Origin of the sequence: Halomicrobium katesii DSM 19301 (genome assembly GCF_000379085.1) — an archaeon.
Classification (GTDB): domain Archaea; phylum Halobacteriota; class Halobacteria; order Halobacteriales; family Haloarculaceae; genus Halomicrobium; species Halomicrobium katesii.
The window spans coordinates 123925-138621 of sequence record NZ_KB905378.1 but is presented as its reverse complement, the minus strand read 5'-3'; the positions used below and the strand labels follow the sequence as shown (position 1 = coordinate 138621).

Below are 14697 nucleotides of genomic sequence, written 5' to 3'. Positions count from 1 at the left end.
GCGTCCCGCGTCACGCTGCGCTCACTCCCAGTTTGGCTCGTCGCGCGGCGGGCTGAACACGTCGATCCCGCGAACGGGCTCGTCGGTCCGATTGGCCGCCTCGTGGGGCTCCTCGGCCGGGACGACGTAGGAGTCGCCGGCACCGACGACCTGTTCCTCGCCGTCGACGAGAAACGTGAACGTGCCGCGAGCGACGAAACCGACCTGCTCGTTGGGGTGGCTGTGCTTCGGGACGACCGCGCCCGGCTCGATGTGGAAGTGCTGGACGTTCATCCGCTCGCCGACCGCCAGCGGCGCGATGTGGACGCCGTCGACGACCTCGGTGAACTCGCTGTCGGCGGTGTCACAGACCTGCATGGTCGGAGTGAGTAGAGGGCGGCAGGTAAGGCTACCGGGGGGATCGGTGGGGGAGATCCGAGCCGAGACGCGTCGGCGGACTGGAGAACAGTTTTCATGCCGTCGCCTCCAAGGATCGAGTACCACCAAGATGAACGAGCAATCGAAGCGAACGGCCGTCGCACTGGTCTCCGCGCTCGGACTCGGCGCTGGCGGCTTGCTCCTGGGAGCCCTCCTGGCGAACGTCGCAGCACTCGGGCTGCTTCTGGCCGGATTCGACATCGAGCCGACGAGCGTCGAGTTCCTGATCCTCTCGCTGTTTTTCATTCAAGGCGTCGGCTGTTTCGGCGTGTCGATGCTGTATGTCAACGCTAGACCGTCGCTCGGGCCGAAGCTCAGAGAGCGACTGGGTTTCGAACCCGGATCGACGCCCTTCGACATCGGTTACGGCGTGCCAGACCTGCGCGATTTCGGTGTGATCTTCGGGGGGTACTGTACCGCCTTCGCGGGCGTGTTCGTCGGCCTCCTCGTCCTCTCACAGCTACAGGTCGAGACCGGACAGAACCAGCTCGGCGAGGTCGCGATGGCGAACCCCGGAATCGTCCTCTACCTGATCCCGGTGATGCTGTTCGTCGTCGGCCCCAGCGAGGAGTTGCTCTTCCGTGGCGTCGTCCAGGGTCGCCTCCGAGAGGTCCTCAGTCCAGCGGTCGCGATCCTCCTTGCCAGCGCCGCTTTCGCCGGGATGCACGGGTTCGCACTGGTCGGCGGGTCGACCGTCGGGAACGCGCTCGTGCTGGTCGTGTTGCTGTGGCCGGCGCTGGTGTTTGGCACGAGCTACGAGTACACGGACAACATCGTCGTTCCGGCGGTGATCCACGGCGTCTACAACTCGACGCTCGTCCTGTTCCTGTACATCGGTCTCGTCTACGGTGACGAGATGGCGGCGGCTCCCGAGACGCTGCTGGCCGCCCTGCCGGTGTGACCGCCAGATTCAATCGGCGACCGTCCCAACGGTGAGTATGTACGCCGTCGTGGGGTGTAGCGACTGTTCGGCGCTGTGGATCGTCGAGGGCCGCCCCGAGACTACGCAGTGTCCCCGCTGTGGCACGACCAGAAAGCACGAGAAGCGCCGCAAGTTCGTCGAGACCGACGACGAGGACCACGCTCGCGAGGTCCGGTCGTCGATGCTGGCCAACCGGCAGGACCACGGTGATGCGTTCGCCGAACTCGATTCGTTTTCCGAGATGGAGGGGCGACTCGACGACGCCGGTCCGAGCGACGAGGCGGTGCTCGAAGCGGCCGGCGTCGACACGGAGGAAGTCGCGGCCGCCGCCGAGCGGTCCGAAGGCGGCGCTGGCGGCGGACAGAGCCGAACGGAGATCGTCCTGTCGGCGCTGCGCGAGTGCGAAGCGCCCACCGAGGGAGACGTGACCGACTACGCGACCGAGCGCGGCGTCCCGGCCGACTACGTCCGCGACGCACTGGCGAAGCTCCGTCGCCGCGGCGAGGTGACCGAGAGCAGCGGGACCTACCGCCTGCTATGAGAGTGGTCGGCTACGCCGTCGAGCCGGGCCGGACCGCCGTCGGTGTCCTGGTCGGGGCCGCCGGACTGCTCTTTCTCGCCCAGCCGATCACGGGACCGATCGACGTGGGCGGCGTCCCGATCCAGCCGGCGCTGGCCGCTCCGATCGTGCTCGCTGCGGGACTCGCGCTCGGGGCGGTCGTGTTCTACCGGCAGGGCTACGCGCTGTTCGCGGCGGCACACGCGGTCTTCGCCGTCTCGCTGGTCGGCTTCGTCGGCGGGATCGCCCTCGGGAGCGACCTGCTGCTCGTGGTCGGCGTGGCGGCGCTCGTCGGCGGCGCAGGGTGGCTGGTGACGATCCAGCGACGGGCATCCTGACCACGGCCCGTTCTCGCTGTTTCGAGACAGTCGCGACCGCTGGACCGCGTCACAGACGAGCCACAGCGTGGCACGCGCTAGCGTGTGTTTCGTGGTAGCTTCGGAGCGGGCTACGCCAGTGCAACCATCTCTCCAGTGCCGCCGACGTAGAGTCGCTCGCCGACCGAGAGGAGCGCGTGGCTGACCTGGCTGTCTCCGACGCCGGCCTCCCACCGCACTGCTCCGGTCGAGCTGTCGAGGGCGACGACGCGCCCGCCGTCGTCGTCCGGTCCCGAAAGGTACACCGTCTCGTTGGCGATCACGGGACAGCCCGCGCGAAAGTCGAGGGGCTGTGACCACGCTGTCGCGCCGCTGGCACTGTCGAGTGCGTACACGGTGCCGTGGGACGTTCGAGCGCCCGCTGGACGGGCGAACGTGTACACGCGGCCGGCGTCGGGATCGACTGCCGGCGTGTAGACGTAACTGGCCAGTTCTCGGTGCCACCGCCGTCTGCCGGCGTCGAGATCGTACGCTATCAGCGGAACGGTCGATCGGTCCGTGCCGACGGCTCCCCGGTACAGCGTTCCATCGACGACGGCAGGCCACAGGACGGCGACGCTCTGATGCGGTGGCTGCCAGGACGTGTGAATCGCCGGTGGCTCACCGAGGAGGGCCGTCAACGGCGAACGGTCGGACCGGTAGCAGCGGATTCGGTACGGCGACGAGACGAGTGGCTGCCCCCGGTAGATGCTGACGCCGTGGTCGCCACCGATCGACGCGTGCCACTGGATCGCCCCCGTGTCCGCGTCGAGTCCGTAGAACGAGTCAGTGTTCGTCGCGACGTAGATCGTGCCGCGGTGCTCGACGGCCGAGTACGCTCGTCCGTCCGGGAGCTTCGTTTCGAACAGCTCCCCGCCCGAGTCCGCTTCCAGCGCCCGGAACGTCCGTCCGCCGAGGTACAGCCGCCCAGCGACGTAATCGAGCGACCCGACACCGTCGAGATCCGCCTCGTGCCACTGTATCACACCGTCCGTCCGAACGGCGTACACGTCACCCGACCCACCCGATCGCAGCGTCAGACAGTACACTGTCGCGTCGGTTGCGACCATCCGAAACACCGTTCCCCGGAGGTCGACGCGCCACTCGCGTTCGGGTGTCCGTCTCGGCGGCACAGCAGTCGGAGTGTGGCGACTGTTTCGAACGCCGCGGTGCTGTGACGGCCACGTCCCCGCCGGAGGTCGTCGATCGGATCGTATCGTCCGCTCCGGACGCCGGGGAGAGCGGCAGCCGGCAGTAGCGACCGTTCCGGCGACGACACCCGCACGGAGCAGTGACCGACGGTTGTACTGAGACATGACGGTGGTGTTGACTCGGTGATCGTTCGACGGCTACAGCTACACCTGTCAAATATTGTCAGCATAAGTGTACTGGATTCGCTCGGCAAGATTAAGGTCGAAGCCACGCCGAACGTATGGCGACACGCAAGACAGCAGGCCGAACACCGGCGTTGTCTGGACGATATCGCTCGAAATCGACCGGCCGAATCCCGCTATCGGCCGAGGTCCTCGTGAGCACTGGAGAGGTGCCGCGAGGAGAGTGCCGCCAACAGGGAGAGTTCGCCGGCCAGCGCCCCGGCGGCGATCACTTCCGCGAGGGCGTCGGCGTTGCTGCCCGCGGGGTCGCCGCCACCGGCGTAGCCCAGCACGTCCAGCCCCTCGGCCTGGGTCGGGAGGCTCGTGCCGCCGCCGACGGTGCCGACCTCCAGCGACGCCAGCGTCACGGAGGCGTACAGCCCGTCCTCGCGGGCGTCGACGGTCGTGATCGCGTTCGCGCCTTCGACGACCTGTGCGGCGTCCTGGCCGGTCGCGAGGAAGGCCGCGGCGACGACGTTTGCCGCGTGGGCGTTGAAGCCGAGCGCGCCGGCCTTGGCCGAGCCCACGAGGTTCTTGCGCGTGTTCGCCTCGGCGATGGCCTCGGTGGTCGTCCCGAGTCGCTCCTCGACCTGTTCGTGGGGGATCACCACGTCCGCGGCGACGGTGCGGCCCCGTCCCTCGACGGCGTTGATCGCGGCGGGCTTCTTGTCCGAACAGAGGTTGCCCGACAGCGCGACCAGTTCGGCGGGCGTCTCGCGCTCGACGATCTCGCAGGCGGCTTCGGTCGCGATCGTCGCCATGTTCATCCCCATGGCGTCTTTGGTGTCGTAGGAAAACCGCAGGAAGACGTTGTCGCCGACGACGTAGGGGGTCACGTCCTGGAGTTCGCCGTGTCCGGTGGTCGCCTCGGCGGCCTCGGCGAGGTCCTCGACGTGTTCGCGCACCCAGGCCGACACCTCGCCGGCCGCGGCCACGTCCTCGACGCGGAAGACCGGCGCGCGGGTCATCCCCGACTTGAGCACGCGAGCGGTCGCACCCCCGGCGCGCCTGATCGTGCTGACGCCGCGGTTGACGCTGGCGACGAGCGCGCCCTCAGTCGTCGCCAGCGGGAGGTAGTGCTCGCCGTCGGCGGCGCTCCCGTCGACGGGAAGGGGTCCGACGACGCCCATCGGCAGCTGGGCCGCGCCGATCATGTTCTCGACGTTGGGTTCGGCGTCGGCGGCCTCGAAGGTGTAGTCGCCGACCGATTCGAGGTCGACGCCGGTCTCTTCGGCCAGCAACCGTCGGCGTGCCGTCGCGGCGGTCTCGGCGTCGGCGTGCTCTTCGAGTTCGTAGAGGCGAAGCTCCCCCTCGCGGACGCGCGCTGCGAGCTCCTCGGCGTCGGTCATGACCGGATGCTTGCGGGCGACTCCCCTAACAGTTCTGATCCGTCAGGACAGGCGTTCGACCAGCTCGTCGGCGGTGACGGACGCGCCGTCGAGTTCGATCCGGAAGGCCGCGTCACCGCCGGTGCGCTCGAAGGCGGTCAGGTCCCCGGTCACGAGGAAGGTGTCGCCGTAGCCGGGGTTGCCCGTGTACCCCGAGACGGTGACCGTCCCGTCGCCGCTGTCGGTGATCGCGTCGTTGTCCTCGGCGACGCGGTCGTCGGCCACGTCGGCCGCTCGCTCGACCGATCCGTCGACGGTGAACTCGTAGCGCACCTCGCCCCGTTCGGTGGCGACGACGGCGACCTCGTGAGTGGTGGGTTCGTCGCCGCTGCCGTCCTCTCCACCGCCGTCACTATCGCCGTCCGGGGAGCCGCCGACGGCGTCCGCGCTCCCGCCGACGACGCGCCGGTCCATCTCGCGGACGACGTAGTCGCCGTCGCCGCCGGTCTGTCTGATCTCCGTGATCGCGCCGTTGACCACGAACGAGTCGCCGTAGCCGGTGTTCCCGGTGAAGCCACTGACCGTCCACGTGCCGTCGTCGTTCCGGCTGACGGCGTCGTTGTCGCCGGCACCGATCCGGTCGTTGATCGTCGTCGGCCGGATCGGTCCGGTCGCGGTCAGCTCGTAGCTCACGTCGCCCTGGCTCGCTCCGACGACCTCGACGCAGCGCTCTTGGGGCGTCTCCGTGCCGAGCGTGGCGGCCTCGGCCACGTCGCTGCGGAGGTAGTGTCGACGGTAGTCCTGGTCAGTTTCGATCTCGATGGCCTCGATCGTCTTGCCCGCGTGCTGGCCGCTCCCCCGGTAGACGTTCGGGACGGCGTCCATGCCGTCGGTGTCGCGGATGCCGGACAGCTCCGGGAAGTCGTCGGTGTCACCCACTCCGTCCTCGCTGTAGCGCTGCTTCGTCTCGGTCGTCCCGTCGACGAAGTGCAAGCGGACTCGCGAGGTCAGCACCGACGGCACGCCCCCAGAGAGGACGAACTCGCCGACGGGGACGTGGACGCTGGCGGCCGTAAACGTCGTGGCTCTGTGTCGACGCTGGCACGGGTCCGGGTTGTCGACCGTCTGCGTGCCGTTGACCGTGACCGAGTCGACGATCCGTCCCGGCGAGCCGTAGCGGACCGGTTCGCCGTCGTCGAGAGAGACCCCGTTGCTCGACTGGACGGAGCTGCCGTCTTCGAAGGCGACCCGGACGGCGTTGATGCCGGTCGAGTCGGTAATCTCGACGTAGTCACAGCCGATCGCGAACTGGCTGTCGCTTACCTGTGCCGTCGCGGTGCCGGCGACGCCAGCGGTTCCCGCGAGCGCGCCCCCGAGTGTCACCCCCAGAAACGCCCGCCGTGTGCTCCCGTCAGACTCGCCGTTCGCTCCGGGATTACCGCCCGAATTGTCTCCCATACCCCTCGTCTCTCTCCGTGGGGCGGTTTGTTATTTGGAGCCGACCGCCGACCGACGATCGGTAAGTCAACCGTACCGAGGGTTTCGGGCCTCCACGCGGCCCGTCGGCTCGGCGGCCGCGCCAATTGTGTGCTAACAAACACCACGATACTACAACAGCGGACATCGACTCCCAGAACGCCACCGATATCGTATATTGAAGGCAAAATCTTTTCAATACGGGATTCCGTAGGGAGAGACAACAGGGGTAGCCAGCTATGCCAGCAATGGAATCCGCGGAGTTCGAGACTGACCTCAGTCTCTTCAAGTACGACAACCTCGAACAGCTCCCGCCGGAGTATCGAGATCTCGAGGAGGACGAACGGACCGAGCGAATCGAGAGCGCGCTCGACACACTCGGGGACGACGTGGTGATCCTCGGACACAACTACCAGCGCCGGGAGATCGTCGAGCACGCCGACTTCATCGGCGACTCCTACCAGCTGAGCAAGGAGGCAGCCAACGCCGACGCCGACTACGTGATCTTCGGCGGCGTGACGTTCATGGCCGAGTCCGCCGACATCATCACGGACGACGACCAGAGCGTGATCCTCCCGAGCATGGAGGCGTCCTGTCCGATGGCCGGCATGGCAGAGGCCCTCCAGGTCGACGCGGCGTGGGCCGAGTTGACCGCCGAGACCGACGCCAACGTCGTCCCGATCACGTACATGAACAGCTACGCCGACCTGAAGGCCTTCTGTGCCGAGCAGGGCGGGCTGGTCTGTACGTCCTCCAACGCCCACGAGGCCTTCGAGTACGCCTTCGAGCAGGGCGACAAGGTCCTCTTCCTGCCCGACAAGCACCTGGGCGAGAACACGGCCCACCGACTGGGGCTCGAAGACGAGATCGTCGAGTGGGACCCGTGGGACCCCGACTCCAAGGACGCCAGCAAGGCCGTCGAGAACGACATCATCCTCTGGGACGGCTACTGCCAGGTCCACGAGCGGTTCCGCGAGTCCCACATCGAGCAAGTGCGCGAGGAGTACGACGACGCCAACGTCATCGTCCACCCCGAGTGTCGCCGCGAGGTCGTCGAGGCGGCGGACGAGGCCGGCTCCACGGCCCGGATCTGCGAGGTCGTCGAGGAGGCCGACCCCGGCGACACGTGGGCGATCGGCACCGAGATCCACCTGACCCACCACCTCCAGCGGTGGCACCCCGAGGTAAACGTCGTCCCGCTGTGTGGCGACGCCTGCATGGACTGCAACGCCATGCGACAGATCGACCCGAACTACCTCGCGTGGGTGCTCGAAGAGCTGGTGGCGGGCCGGGAGCGCAACGTCATCGAAGTCGCGCCCCAGGAGAAGGAATTAGCGCAGGTCGCGCTCGACCGAATGCTGGAGATCTGAACCATGAGCGCAACGACGGACCACGAGACGGTCGACGTACTCGTCGTCGGGTCGGGGATCGCCGGCCTCGCTGCCGCGCTCGCCGGCGCACGCGAGGGCCAGGAGGTCGTCGTCGCCACGAAAGCGACCCGTCCCGAAGGTGCCTCCTCCTGGTGGGCTCAGGGCGGTATCGCCGTCTCCCGAGACCACCCCGAGCAGTTCAAGCAGGACATCCTCACCGCCTCCGACGGCACGGCCGACCCCGACGCCGTCGACGTGCTCGTCGAGAACGCCAACGAGGCCGTCCGAGACGTGCTCGTCGAGACGTTGGACGTGGAATTTGATGTCGAGGGCGAGGACGACCAGCGGGAGTCCTCGGAACGGGCGAACGGGGAGGAACGACCCGTGAGCGAGAACGACAGCGACGGAGACGAGGAGTACGACTTCACCCGCGAGGCCGCCCACAGCGAGGACCGCATTCTCCACGTCGACGCCGCGACGGGCAAGCACATCCATATCCCGTTCCTGAACTATCTCGACGATCACGAGAACGTGGAGATGCGAGACGACACGGCCGCGCTCGATCTGATCCGCCACGAGGGGCGGGTCCACGGCGCGATGCTCGAATCCGACGGCGAGTACTCGCCCGTCTACGCCGGCGCGACCGTGCTGGCCACCGGCGGTATTGGTGACCTGTTCACCCACTCGACGAATCCGACCGGCTCGACCGGCGACGGCATCGCCATGGCGGCCCTTGCTGGCGCGGACGTCGAGGACATGGAGTTCGTTCAGTTCCACCCGACCGCCTATGCCGCAGAAGACGGGGAAGACGGCTTCCTCCTCAGCGAAGCGGTCCGGGGCGAGGGCGCACTCCTCCGGAACGGCGACGTCTCCGAGTATTCTAACTCGGAGGCTCGGGAGACGGAGTCTCCCGGTGGCGAGCGCTTCATGCCCGACTACCACGCCGACGCCGAACTCGCGCCCCGCGACGTGGTCGCGCGTGCGGTCGCCGCCGAGCGCGAGGCGACTGGCACCGTCGTGCTGGACGTGAGCCCGCTGGACTTCGAGAGCGAGTTCCCCGGCCTCGTCGAGAAGTGCGAGGACCGCGGTGTCGACTGGACCGAGGGTATCCCAGTCGCACCCGCCGAACACTTCCTCTGTGGCGGCATCGCCGTCGACGACCGTGGACAGACGAGCCTCGACCGGCTGTACGCCGTCGGCGAGTGTGCCCGCACCGGCGTCCACGGTGCGAACCGACTGGCCTCGACGAGCCTGCTCGAAGGGCTGGTCTGGGGCCTTCGCGCCGGTGCCGACGCCGCCGGCAACGAGGCCGAGGTCATCGAGGCACCGGACCTGCTGGAGCGAGACCCCGATCTGCCCGAGGACTTCGCCCGCCAGAAGTTCCACCGCCTGCGCCGCGTGACCGAGGAGTACGTCGGCCTCGAACGCGACCCCGCGGACCTGAACCGCGCGCTGGGCGTCCTCCGGCGGCTCAAGGGCGAGGTCGACGCCTACGTCCGCACGCGCACCGCCCGGTCGCTGTACGAGCTTCGCAACGCCAGCGTGACGGCGCTGCTGGTGACCCGCCACGCACTGGAGAACGACGAGAGCGTCGGTACCCACCACGTCGTCGAGGCCGAACCGACCGGAGAGCCCGAACCCTCGGTCGACGACTGATGCTGACCGACAGCGACATCGAGCGGTGGCTCCGCGAGGACGTGGGCCACCACGACGTGACCAACGACGTGCCGGGCGAGACGACCGGGCGACTCGTCGCCACGGAGGCCGGCGTCGTCGCAGGGCTCGACGCCGCCGAAGCCGTCTTCGACTACCTCGGCGTGACCGTGCGAGAGCGAATCGAGGACGGTACACTGATCGAGCCGGGCGACGTGGTCCTCCGGGTCGAAGGGCCGGCCCAAGCGGTGCTACGCGGCGAGCGCGTGGCGGTCAACATCACCGGCCACGCCGCCGGCATCGCGACGAAGACCGACGCCGCGGTCGCCGCCGCCCGCGAAGTCGACGAGGACGTGCGGATCGCCGCGACGCGCAAGACCACGCCCGGCCTCCGCGGCGTCGAGAAGCGAGCTGTCGTCGCGGCAGGCGGCGACACCCACCGGCTCGACCTCTCTCATATGGTGATGGTCAAGGACAACCACGTCGCCGAGATGGGGCTGGAGGGCGCGATCGAGCACTTCCGCGAGCGAGCCTCGTTTGCCACCCAACTCGACGTGGAAGTCGAGGACCCGGCCGACGCTCCGCGGGCCGCCGAGGCCGGCGCTGACATCGTTCTGCTGGACAACATGACGCCCGCCCAGACCCGTGAAGCGGTCGATCTCGTCGCCGCCAGCGACGCCGACGCACTCACCGAGGCTTCCGGCGGGATCACCGTCGAGACGGTCCCCGACTACGCCGCGACCGGCGTCGATGTACTCTCGATGGGCAGTCTCACTCACTCTGCGCCGACGCTAGATCTGTCCTTTCGGACCGGGTGAGATCGACGCCACACCGAGCACTGCGGAGCCGACTGGGCTGACGACGCCACGGGGAGGCACCGATCACCCACACACGTTGGGGGGACCGTTACGTTTATCCGACGTATCGCTGATAGTTCGATCGAGACAGTGGACGCTGGGGACAACGACGAGTAGGGACACATGGCGTCGGAAAACAACGAGACAGCCGCGCTCGACGACGATCTCCTCCAGCGGCCGCTCTCTGCCGTCTGCGACACGGAGGAGACGGTCCACCACGTCCTGACCAATAGGCGCGTCGGTCTGACGAGAGGCGACGACGAGACGACGGTGATCGAACCCGGCACCGCCTACGGTGCCGTCGCCGCGATCACGGACCGTCGGCTCCTGTTTCTCGTGGGCGTGCCGCCCGGCCACGAGACGGATTTCCGTACGGAGGTCGCCTACGACGACGTCGAGACCGTCGAGAAACGAACGGAGACCCTGACACAGTCACTCGTCGTCGAGACGGGGACCCACCGCTTCGAGTTCACCGCGCGCAAGGCACGAGCGGTCGACGAGGCCGTCGACGTGCTGGAGTCGACGCTCGCCGAGCACGTCCTCGATCGGGCCAGCGCCCACCACGAATCCGCTCGCGAGGCCACGGAGCCCGCCGACAGCGCCACAGAGCTGGAGGCGGCGCTCGACGCGTACCGCCGCGCGGCCACGCTGCTGGGCGACGAGGACGAGCCGGTCAGCGACGCCGAACGGGCGGCCCGCGAAGACGCCGAAACCGTGCTCGCGCGGCTCGTCGCCGCCCACCGAGAGCACGCGGCGGCGTGTACAGACGCCGCCGACTGGGAGCTGGCGGCCGACAACGACGAGTCGGCCTACGAACTCCTCGTCGACGCGCGCGAGGCCTACGACCGGGCACTCGAACTCGCACGGGCGTACCCGCCCGGCGATCCCGACGCGATCGAACGCGAACGCGCGGCCGTCGTCGAGACGCTGGAGCCGCTGAAGGTGAGGTTCGCCGTCGCGAACGCCTGAGCGAACGTCAGCTGTCGCTCGTGAACTCGTCGAAGATCGACGAGAACTCGTAGGGTTCCTGCTCGATCTGGCTGCTCTCGTAGAGCGCGCTCCCCTCGCCGTTGTCGCGGACGAGCTCCCAGAACGACAGCCACCGGAGGTTCTTCTCCCGGGCGAAATCGAGCACCGTCTGTGCGTCCTCGGGGTAGAACACGTTCGAGTCGACATCGTTCTGGCCGATCATCGGCGTCAGGCCGATCGCGTTCCAGCGCTCTGTGGCCGACCGGTTCGGATAGACGTCGGCCAGCTGTGCGTGGACGCTCTCGGCGGCGTCGACGACGGTCTCGCCGTTCAGTTCGAACGCCGAGCCGTAGTTCATCGTCATGAGGTTCACGGCATCGAGTTCGACGCCGCGCTGGGCCGCGTCTTCGAGCACGAACAGCACGTCGTTGCTCGATTGCTCGGGGAGCCCGCTTGGCATCACCGGCAGCGTGTACGAGATCGACAGCTCCGGGTACTCCCCCTGGAGCAGCGCGAGTGCCTCGTTCCGGCGCTCGATGACTTCCGGACTGTCCCGGATGTGTTGCTCCTCGTCGAAGTCGATGAACTGCGCGTCGAGCCGATCGACGACGGTCGCGTACTTCTCTTTGAGCGTGCTCGCGCTCGTCACCGCCTCCGCGAGGTACGTGCCACTGAGACCGCCAAAGGAGACGACGACCTCGCCGCCGTGGTCGGCCCTGAGATCGGCGATCTGGCCCTGCATGTCGAGGCGTGCGCCGCTCTCGCCGACGATCAGGTTCGAGTCGCCGGCCCACGCCGGCTCGCCCCCGGCGGAGTTGACGAACGCGAGCGTGAAGTACTTCGTTCCGGCGTTCGAGACCGCGTCGGTGAGCGCCTGCTGGTCGTCCAGCGCCACGTCGACGAACGGGGCGAAGACGTTCTCCGGGATCGCGCCCGGTGTGCCCGTGCCCCCGTCTGAATCGTCGCTGTCGTCGTCACCGCTGCCGTCGTCCCTACCGCCACCGTCTACGGGACCGACTTCGTCCCACGGTCCACCGGCGTCGGGCTCGTCTCCCCGAGTCCACCACTGGGCCTCGTAGATCGTCCCCTCGTAGACGACCCGATCGCCGCCGGTGTACGTGGTGCCGGCGTCCCAGGCCGGATAGTCGGTCTCCCCACTGCCACCGTCCGTGCCGTCGTCGCCCCCGTCGTCGCTGCCGCCGTCGCTTCCCCCGTCGGACCCTCCGTCCGAGGAGTCGACGACGGTCCACGGTCCCCACTGGGTGCTACCGGGTTCGTCGCCCTGTGTCCACCACTGGGCCTCGTAGATCGTTCCCTCGTAGACGACCCGGTCGCCCTCCGTGTAGGTCGCGCTCGCGTCCCACGTCGGGTACTCTTGCTGTGCCGATGCCGCGCCGACGCCCGTGAGCCCCACGAGCGCCGACAGTGATCGTACGTACGTCCGTCGTCGCATATGTGATCCCTCGACGGCCGGGACGGCAGTACGACGGCGACACCGATCGGGCAGCTGCCAGTGCCCCCAACATCCGGACACCCCGATGGCCGCGACCGTAGCGGACGCCCGACCGCGACAGTACTGTGGTGTTTCGCCGGCTAAAAATTAATCATTTATAGTGTGCATTTCTGTCGAACAGCGCGGAAACGCGCGGCGACGGCCACCGATCGTGCGCCGATACGAAACGCCGGGCCGATCGACGACGGCTTCGGACGGCCGATCGGTGCCCTCATACGGTTTATTGTAGTTGCTTACCGGTGATCGTCGCCACGGAGTAGACGATCTCCGGTAAATCGCTACAATAATCCGTATCACTCGACCAGCGGTTCGCCGGTCATCGCGTCAGGTCGGTCGGTCCCCAGCAGCGACAGCATCGTCGGCGCGAGGTCCGCGAGCGTCCCGCCGTCGCGGGCCTCTCGGCCCGCCGCCGTCCCGTCGGGGCCGAGGTAGACGAACGGGACGGGATTGAGCGTGTGGGCCGTGTGTGGGTCCTCGGCGGTCCCCATGTCGTCGGCGTTGCCGTGGTCGGCACAGACGAGGACGTGACCGCCGGCCTCGGTGATCGCCTCGACCATGCGCCCGAGCTGCTCGTCGACGGCCTCGACGGCCGCGGTGGCGGCCTCGAAGTCGCCGGTGTGGCCCACCATGTCGGCGTTGGCGTAGTTACAGACCATCGCGTCCGGATCGTCGTCCTCGATGACTTCGATGGCGGTGTCGGTGACTTCGGGTGCGCTCATCTCCGGTTGCTGGTCGTAGGTCGGCACGTCCGGGCTCTCGACGATCCGGCGGATCTCGCCGTCGAACTCGACCTCGCGGCCGCCGTTGAGGAAGTAGGTGACGTGGGCGTACTTCTCGGTCTCGGCCAGGCGAAGCTGCGTGTGGCCGGTCTCGGCCAGCACCTCTCCGAGCACGTCCTCGGGCTGGTTGGGCGGGTAGGCCACCGGGAGATCGAAGGTCGCGTCGTACTGGGTCATGGTGACCAGCCGGATCTCCGGCGGTTCCGTGTCACCGCCCCAGTCCTCGGGGCGAACGTCGCCCAGCATGCGCGTGAGCTGACGCGCGCGGTCCGAGCGGAAGTTGAAGAAGATCGCGGCGTCGCCGTCGTCGAGCGCCGGCCGGTCCCGCTCACCGCGCCGGCGTTCGCTCTCCGGGGCCCGTCGGGCATCGCCCTCGACCAGCGTCGGCTCGACGAACTCGTCGGTGTCGCCGCGGTCGTATGAGTCGGTGACCGCCTCGACCGCCGTGTCGGCGCTGTGGTCGGCCTCGCGCGAGACGATCGCGTCGTAGGCCCGGCGGGTGCGCTCCCAGTTCTGGTCTCGGTCCATCGCGTAGTAGCGCCCGGCGACGGTGGCGACGTGGCCCGTGCCACGCTCCTCGGCGTGGGCTGCCAGGTCGGCGAGATACTCCTCGCCGCCGGTCGGCGAGGTGTCCCGGCCGTCGGTGAAGGCGTGGGTGACCGCCTCGACCCCGCGGTCGGCGGCGAGGTCGATCAGCGCGTGGAGGTGCCTCTGGTAGGAGTGGACGCCGCCGTCGGAGACCAGCCCCATGAAGTGGACCGCGCCGTCGTTGGCCTCGGCGTAGTCGAAGGCCGATTCCAGGCGGTCGTTCTCGAAGAACGTACCGTCGGCGATCCCGTCGGTGACGCGGGCCGAGTCCTGCGTGACGACGCGGCCGGCCCCGATGTTGAGGTGGCCGACCTCGGAGTTGCCCATCTGGCCCTCGGGGAGACCGACGCGACGCCCGTGGGTTTCGAGCGTGCTGTCGGCACCGATCTCGCGGTATCGGTCGACGTTGGGCGTGTCGGCCGCGGCGACCGCGTCCCGGGTGTCCGTGTCGGGGTTCAGTCCCCAGCCGTCCAGAATGACGAGTCCGACTTCCATATCCGGTCGGTGGCGGGGCCGCCCTAAGATACTGTCGGGTGT

13 protein-coding genes are annotated in these 14697 nt (G+C 68.3%); 7 read left to right on the top strand and 6 right to left on the bottom strand.

The window, feature by feature from the left end:
- Nucleotides 1-21 precede the first annotated feature (21 nt).
- Entirely contained in the window at nucleotides 22-357 is a 336-nt protein-coding gene (locus HALKA_RS0100690) for a cupin domain-containing protein (RefSeq protein ID WP_018256189.1), read from the bottom strand.
- Nucleotides 358-487: 130 nt separating this feature from the next.
- On the opposite strand from HALKA_RS0100690, the gene HALKA_RS0100685 reads away from it, so the two are divergent.
- Genes HALKA_RS0100685 through HALKA_RS0100675 form a run of 3 tightly spaced genes read left to right on the top strand, consistent with a single transcriptional unit; the run spans nucleotide 488 to nucleotide 2236 of the window.
- On the top strand, nucleotides 488-1318 hold the full coding sequence (locus HALKA_RS0100685) for a CPBP family intramembrane glutamic endopeptidase (protein ID WP_015762463.1): 831 nt from the start codon (nucleotides 488-490) through the stop codon (nucleotides 1316-1318).
- 37 nt (nucleotides 1319-1355) lie between these two features.
- A complete protein-coding gene (locus HALKA_RS0100680; RefSeq protein WP_018256188.1) occupies nucleotides 1356-1880 on the top strand; it encodes a DUF5817 domain-containing protein in 525 nt (174 codons plus the stop codon).
- Entirely contained in the window at nucleotides 1877-2236 is a 360-nt protein-coding gene (locus tag HALKA_RS0100675) for a hypothetical protein (RefSeq protein ID WP_044956455.1), read from the top strand. The genes HALKA_RS0100680 and HALKA_RS0100675 overlap by 4 nt, the downstream gene beginning before the upstream one ends.
- Before the next feature lie 110 nt (nucleotides 2237-2346).
- On the opposite strand, the gene HALKA_RS0100670 is transcribed toward HALKA_RS0100675, so the two are convergent.
- From HALKA_RS0100670 to HALKA_RS0100660, 3 genes are all read right to left on the bottom strand, one after another.
- Nucleotides 2347-3387 carry a BamB-related PQQ repeat family beta-propellar protein gene (locus HALKA_RS0100670; protein WP_018256186.1) on the bottom strand — a complete coding sequence of 347 codons (1041 nt, stop codon included), beginning with the start codon at nucleotides 3385-3387 and terminating at the stop codon, nucleotides 2347-2349.
- A 377-nt stretch (nucleotides 3388-3764) separates the two neighbouring features.
- Nucleotides 3765-4976: a hydroxymethylglutaryl-CoA reductase (NADPH) gene (hmgA, locus tag HALKA_RS0100665; protein ID WP_018256185.1), complete on the bottom strand. Its 1212-nt coding sequence runs from the start codon at nucleotides 4974-4976 to the stop codon at nucleotides 3765-3767.
- A gap of 42 nt (nucleotides 4977-5018) precedes the next feature.
- Nucleotides 5019-6413, bottom strand: a complete 1395-nt coding sequence (locus HALKA_RS0100660; protein WP_080505780.1) for a hypothetical protein — start codon at nucleotides 6411-6413, stop codon at nucleotides 5019-5021.
- A gap of 257 nt (nucleotides 6414-6670) precedes the next feature.
- Between HALKA_RS0100660 and nadA the strand changes: the two genes are divergently transcribed.
- The 4 genes from nadA (at nucleotide 6671) to HALKA_RS0100640 (ending at nucleotide 11280) form a co-directional block, all read left to right on the top strand.
- Nucleotides 6671-7801: a quinolinate synthase NadA gene (gene nadA / locus HALKA_RS0100655; RefSeq protein ID WP_026190098.1), complete on the top strand. Its 1131-nt coding sequence runs from the start codon at nucleotides 6671-6673 to the stop codon at nucleotides 7799-7801.
- A gap of 3 nt (nucleotides 7802-7804) precedes the next feature.
- Nucleotides 7805-9457 (top strand): L-aspartate oxidase, encoded by a 1653-nt coding sequence (locus HALKA_RS0100650; protein WP_018256182.1) that lies wholly within the window; start codon nucleotides 7805-7807, stop codon nucleotides 9455-9457.
- The gene (nadC, locus tag HALKA_RS0100645) at nucleotides 9457-10272 is read left to right on the top strand and encodes a carboxylating nicotinate-nucleotide diphosphorylase (RefSeq protein WP_018256181.1); all 816 of its coding nucleotides are present in this window, start codon (nucleotides 9457-9459) and stop codon (nucleotides 10270-10272) included. Before HALKA_RS0100650 ends, nadC begins: the two co-directional genes overlap by 1 nt.
- A 162-nt stretch (nucleotides 10273-10434) precedes the next feature.
- Nucleotides 10435-11280, top strand: a complete 846-nt coding sequence (locus HALKA_RS0100640; RefSeq protein ID WP_018256180.1) for a hypothetical protein — start codon at nucleotides 10435-10437, stop codon at nucleotides 11278-11280.
- A gap of 7 nt (nucleotides 11281-11287) precedes the next feature.
- Here the strand turns inward: HALKA_RS0100640 and HALKA_RS0100635 are convergent, their stop codons facing one another.
- Complete coding sequence (locus HALKA_RS0100635; RefSeq protein WP_018256179.1) at nucleotides 11288-12733, bottom strand: carbohydrate-binding protein; 1446 nt, start codon at nucleotides 12731-12733, stop codon at nucleotides 11288-11290.
- A gap of 353 nt (nucleotides 12734-13086) precedes the next feature.
- Nucleotides 13087-14655, bottom strand: a complete 1569-nt coding sequence (gene gpmI / locus HALKA_RS0100630) for a 2,3-bisphosphoglycerate-independent phosphoglycerate mutase (RefSeq protein ID WP_018256178.1) — start codon at nucleotides 14653-14655, stop codon at nucleotides 13087-13089.
- Between the last annotated feature and the right edge of the window lie 42 nt (nucleotides 14656-14697).

What these genes read in the sequence shown, in the direction of transcription:
- HALKA_RS0100690 (WP_018256189.1), bottom strand. Translation starts at nt 357, where the DNA reads ATGCAGGTCTGTGACACCGCCGACAGCGAGTTCACCGAGGTCGTCGAC.
- gpmI (WP_018256178.1), bottom strand. Translation starts at nt 14,655, where the DNA reads ATGGAAGTCGGACTCGTCATTCTGGACGGCTGGGGACTGAACCCCGAC.
- HALKA_RS0100685 (WP_015762463.1), top strand. Translation starts at nt 488, where the DNA reads ATGAACGAGCAATCGAAGCGAACGGCCGTCGCACTGGTCTCCGCGCTC.
- HALKA_RS0100650 (WP_018256182.1), top strand. Translation starts at nt 7,805, where the DNA reads ATGAGCGCAACGACGGACCACGAGACGGTCGACGTACTCGTCGTCGGG.
- HALKA_RS0100680 (WP_018256188.1), top strand. Translation starts at nt 1,356, where the DNA reads ATGTACGCCGTCGTGGGGTGTAGCGACTGTTCGGCGCTGTGGATCGTC.
- hmgA (WP_018256185.1), bottom strand. Translation starts at nt 4,976, where the DNA reads ATGACCGACGCCGAGGAGCTCGCAGCGCGCGTCCGCGAGGGGGAGCTT.
- HALKA_RS0100635 (WP_018256179.1), bottom strand. Translation starts at nt 12,733, where the DNA reads ATGCGACGACGGACGTACGTACGATCACTGTCGGCGCTCGTGGGGCTC.
- HALKA_RS0100675 (WP_044956455.1), top strand. Translation starts at nt 1,877, where the DNA reads ATGAGAGTGGTCGGCTACGCCGTCGAGCCGGGCCGGACCGCCGTCGGT.
- HALKA_RS0100660 (WP_080505780.1), bottom strand. Translation starts at nt 6,413, where the DNA reads ATGGGAGACAATTCGGGCGGTAATCCCGGAGCGAACGGCGAGTCTGAC.
- nadC (WP_018256181.1), top strand. Translation starts at nt 9,457, where the DNA reads ATGCTGACCGACAGCGACATCGAGCGGTGGCTCCGCGAGGACGTGGGC.
- HALKA_RS0100640 (WP_018256180.1), top strand. Translation starts at nt 10,435, where the DNA reads ATGGCGTCGGAAAACAACGAGACAGCCGCGCTCGACGACGATCTCCTC.
- nadA (WP_026190098.1), top strand. Translation starts at nt 6,671, where the DNA reads ATGCCAGCAATGGAATCCGCGGAGTTCGAGACTGACCTCAGTCTCTTC.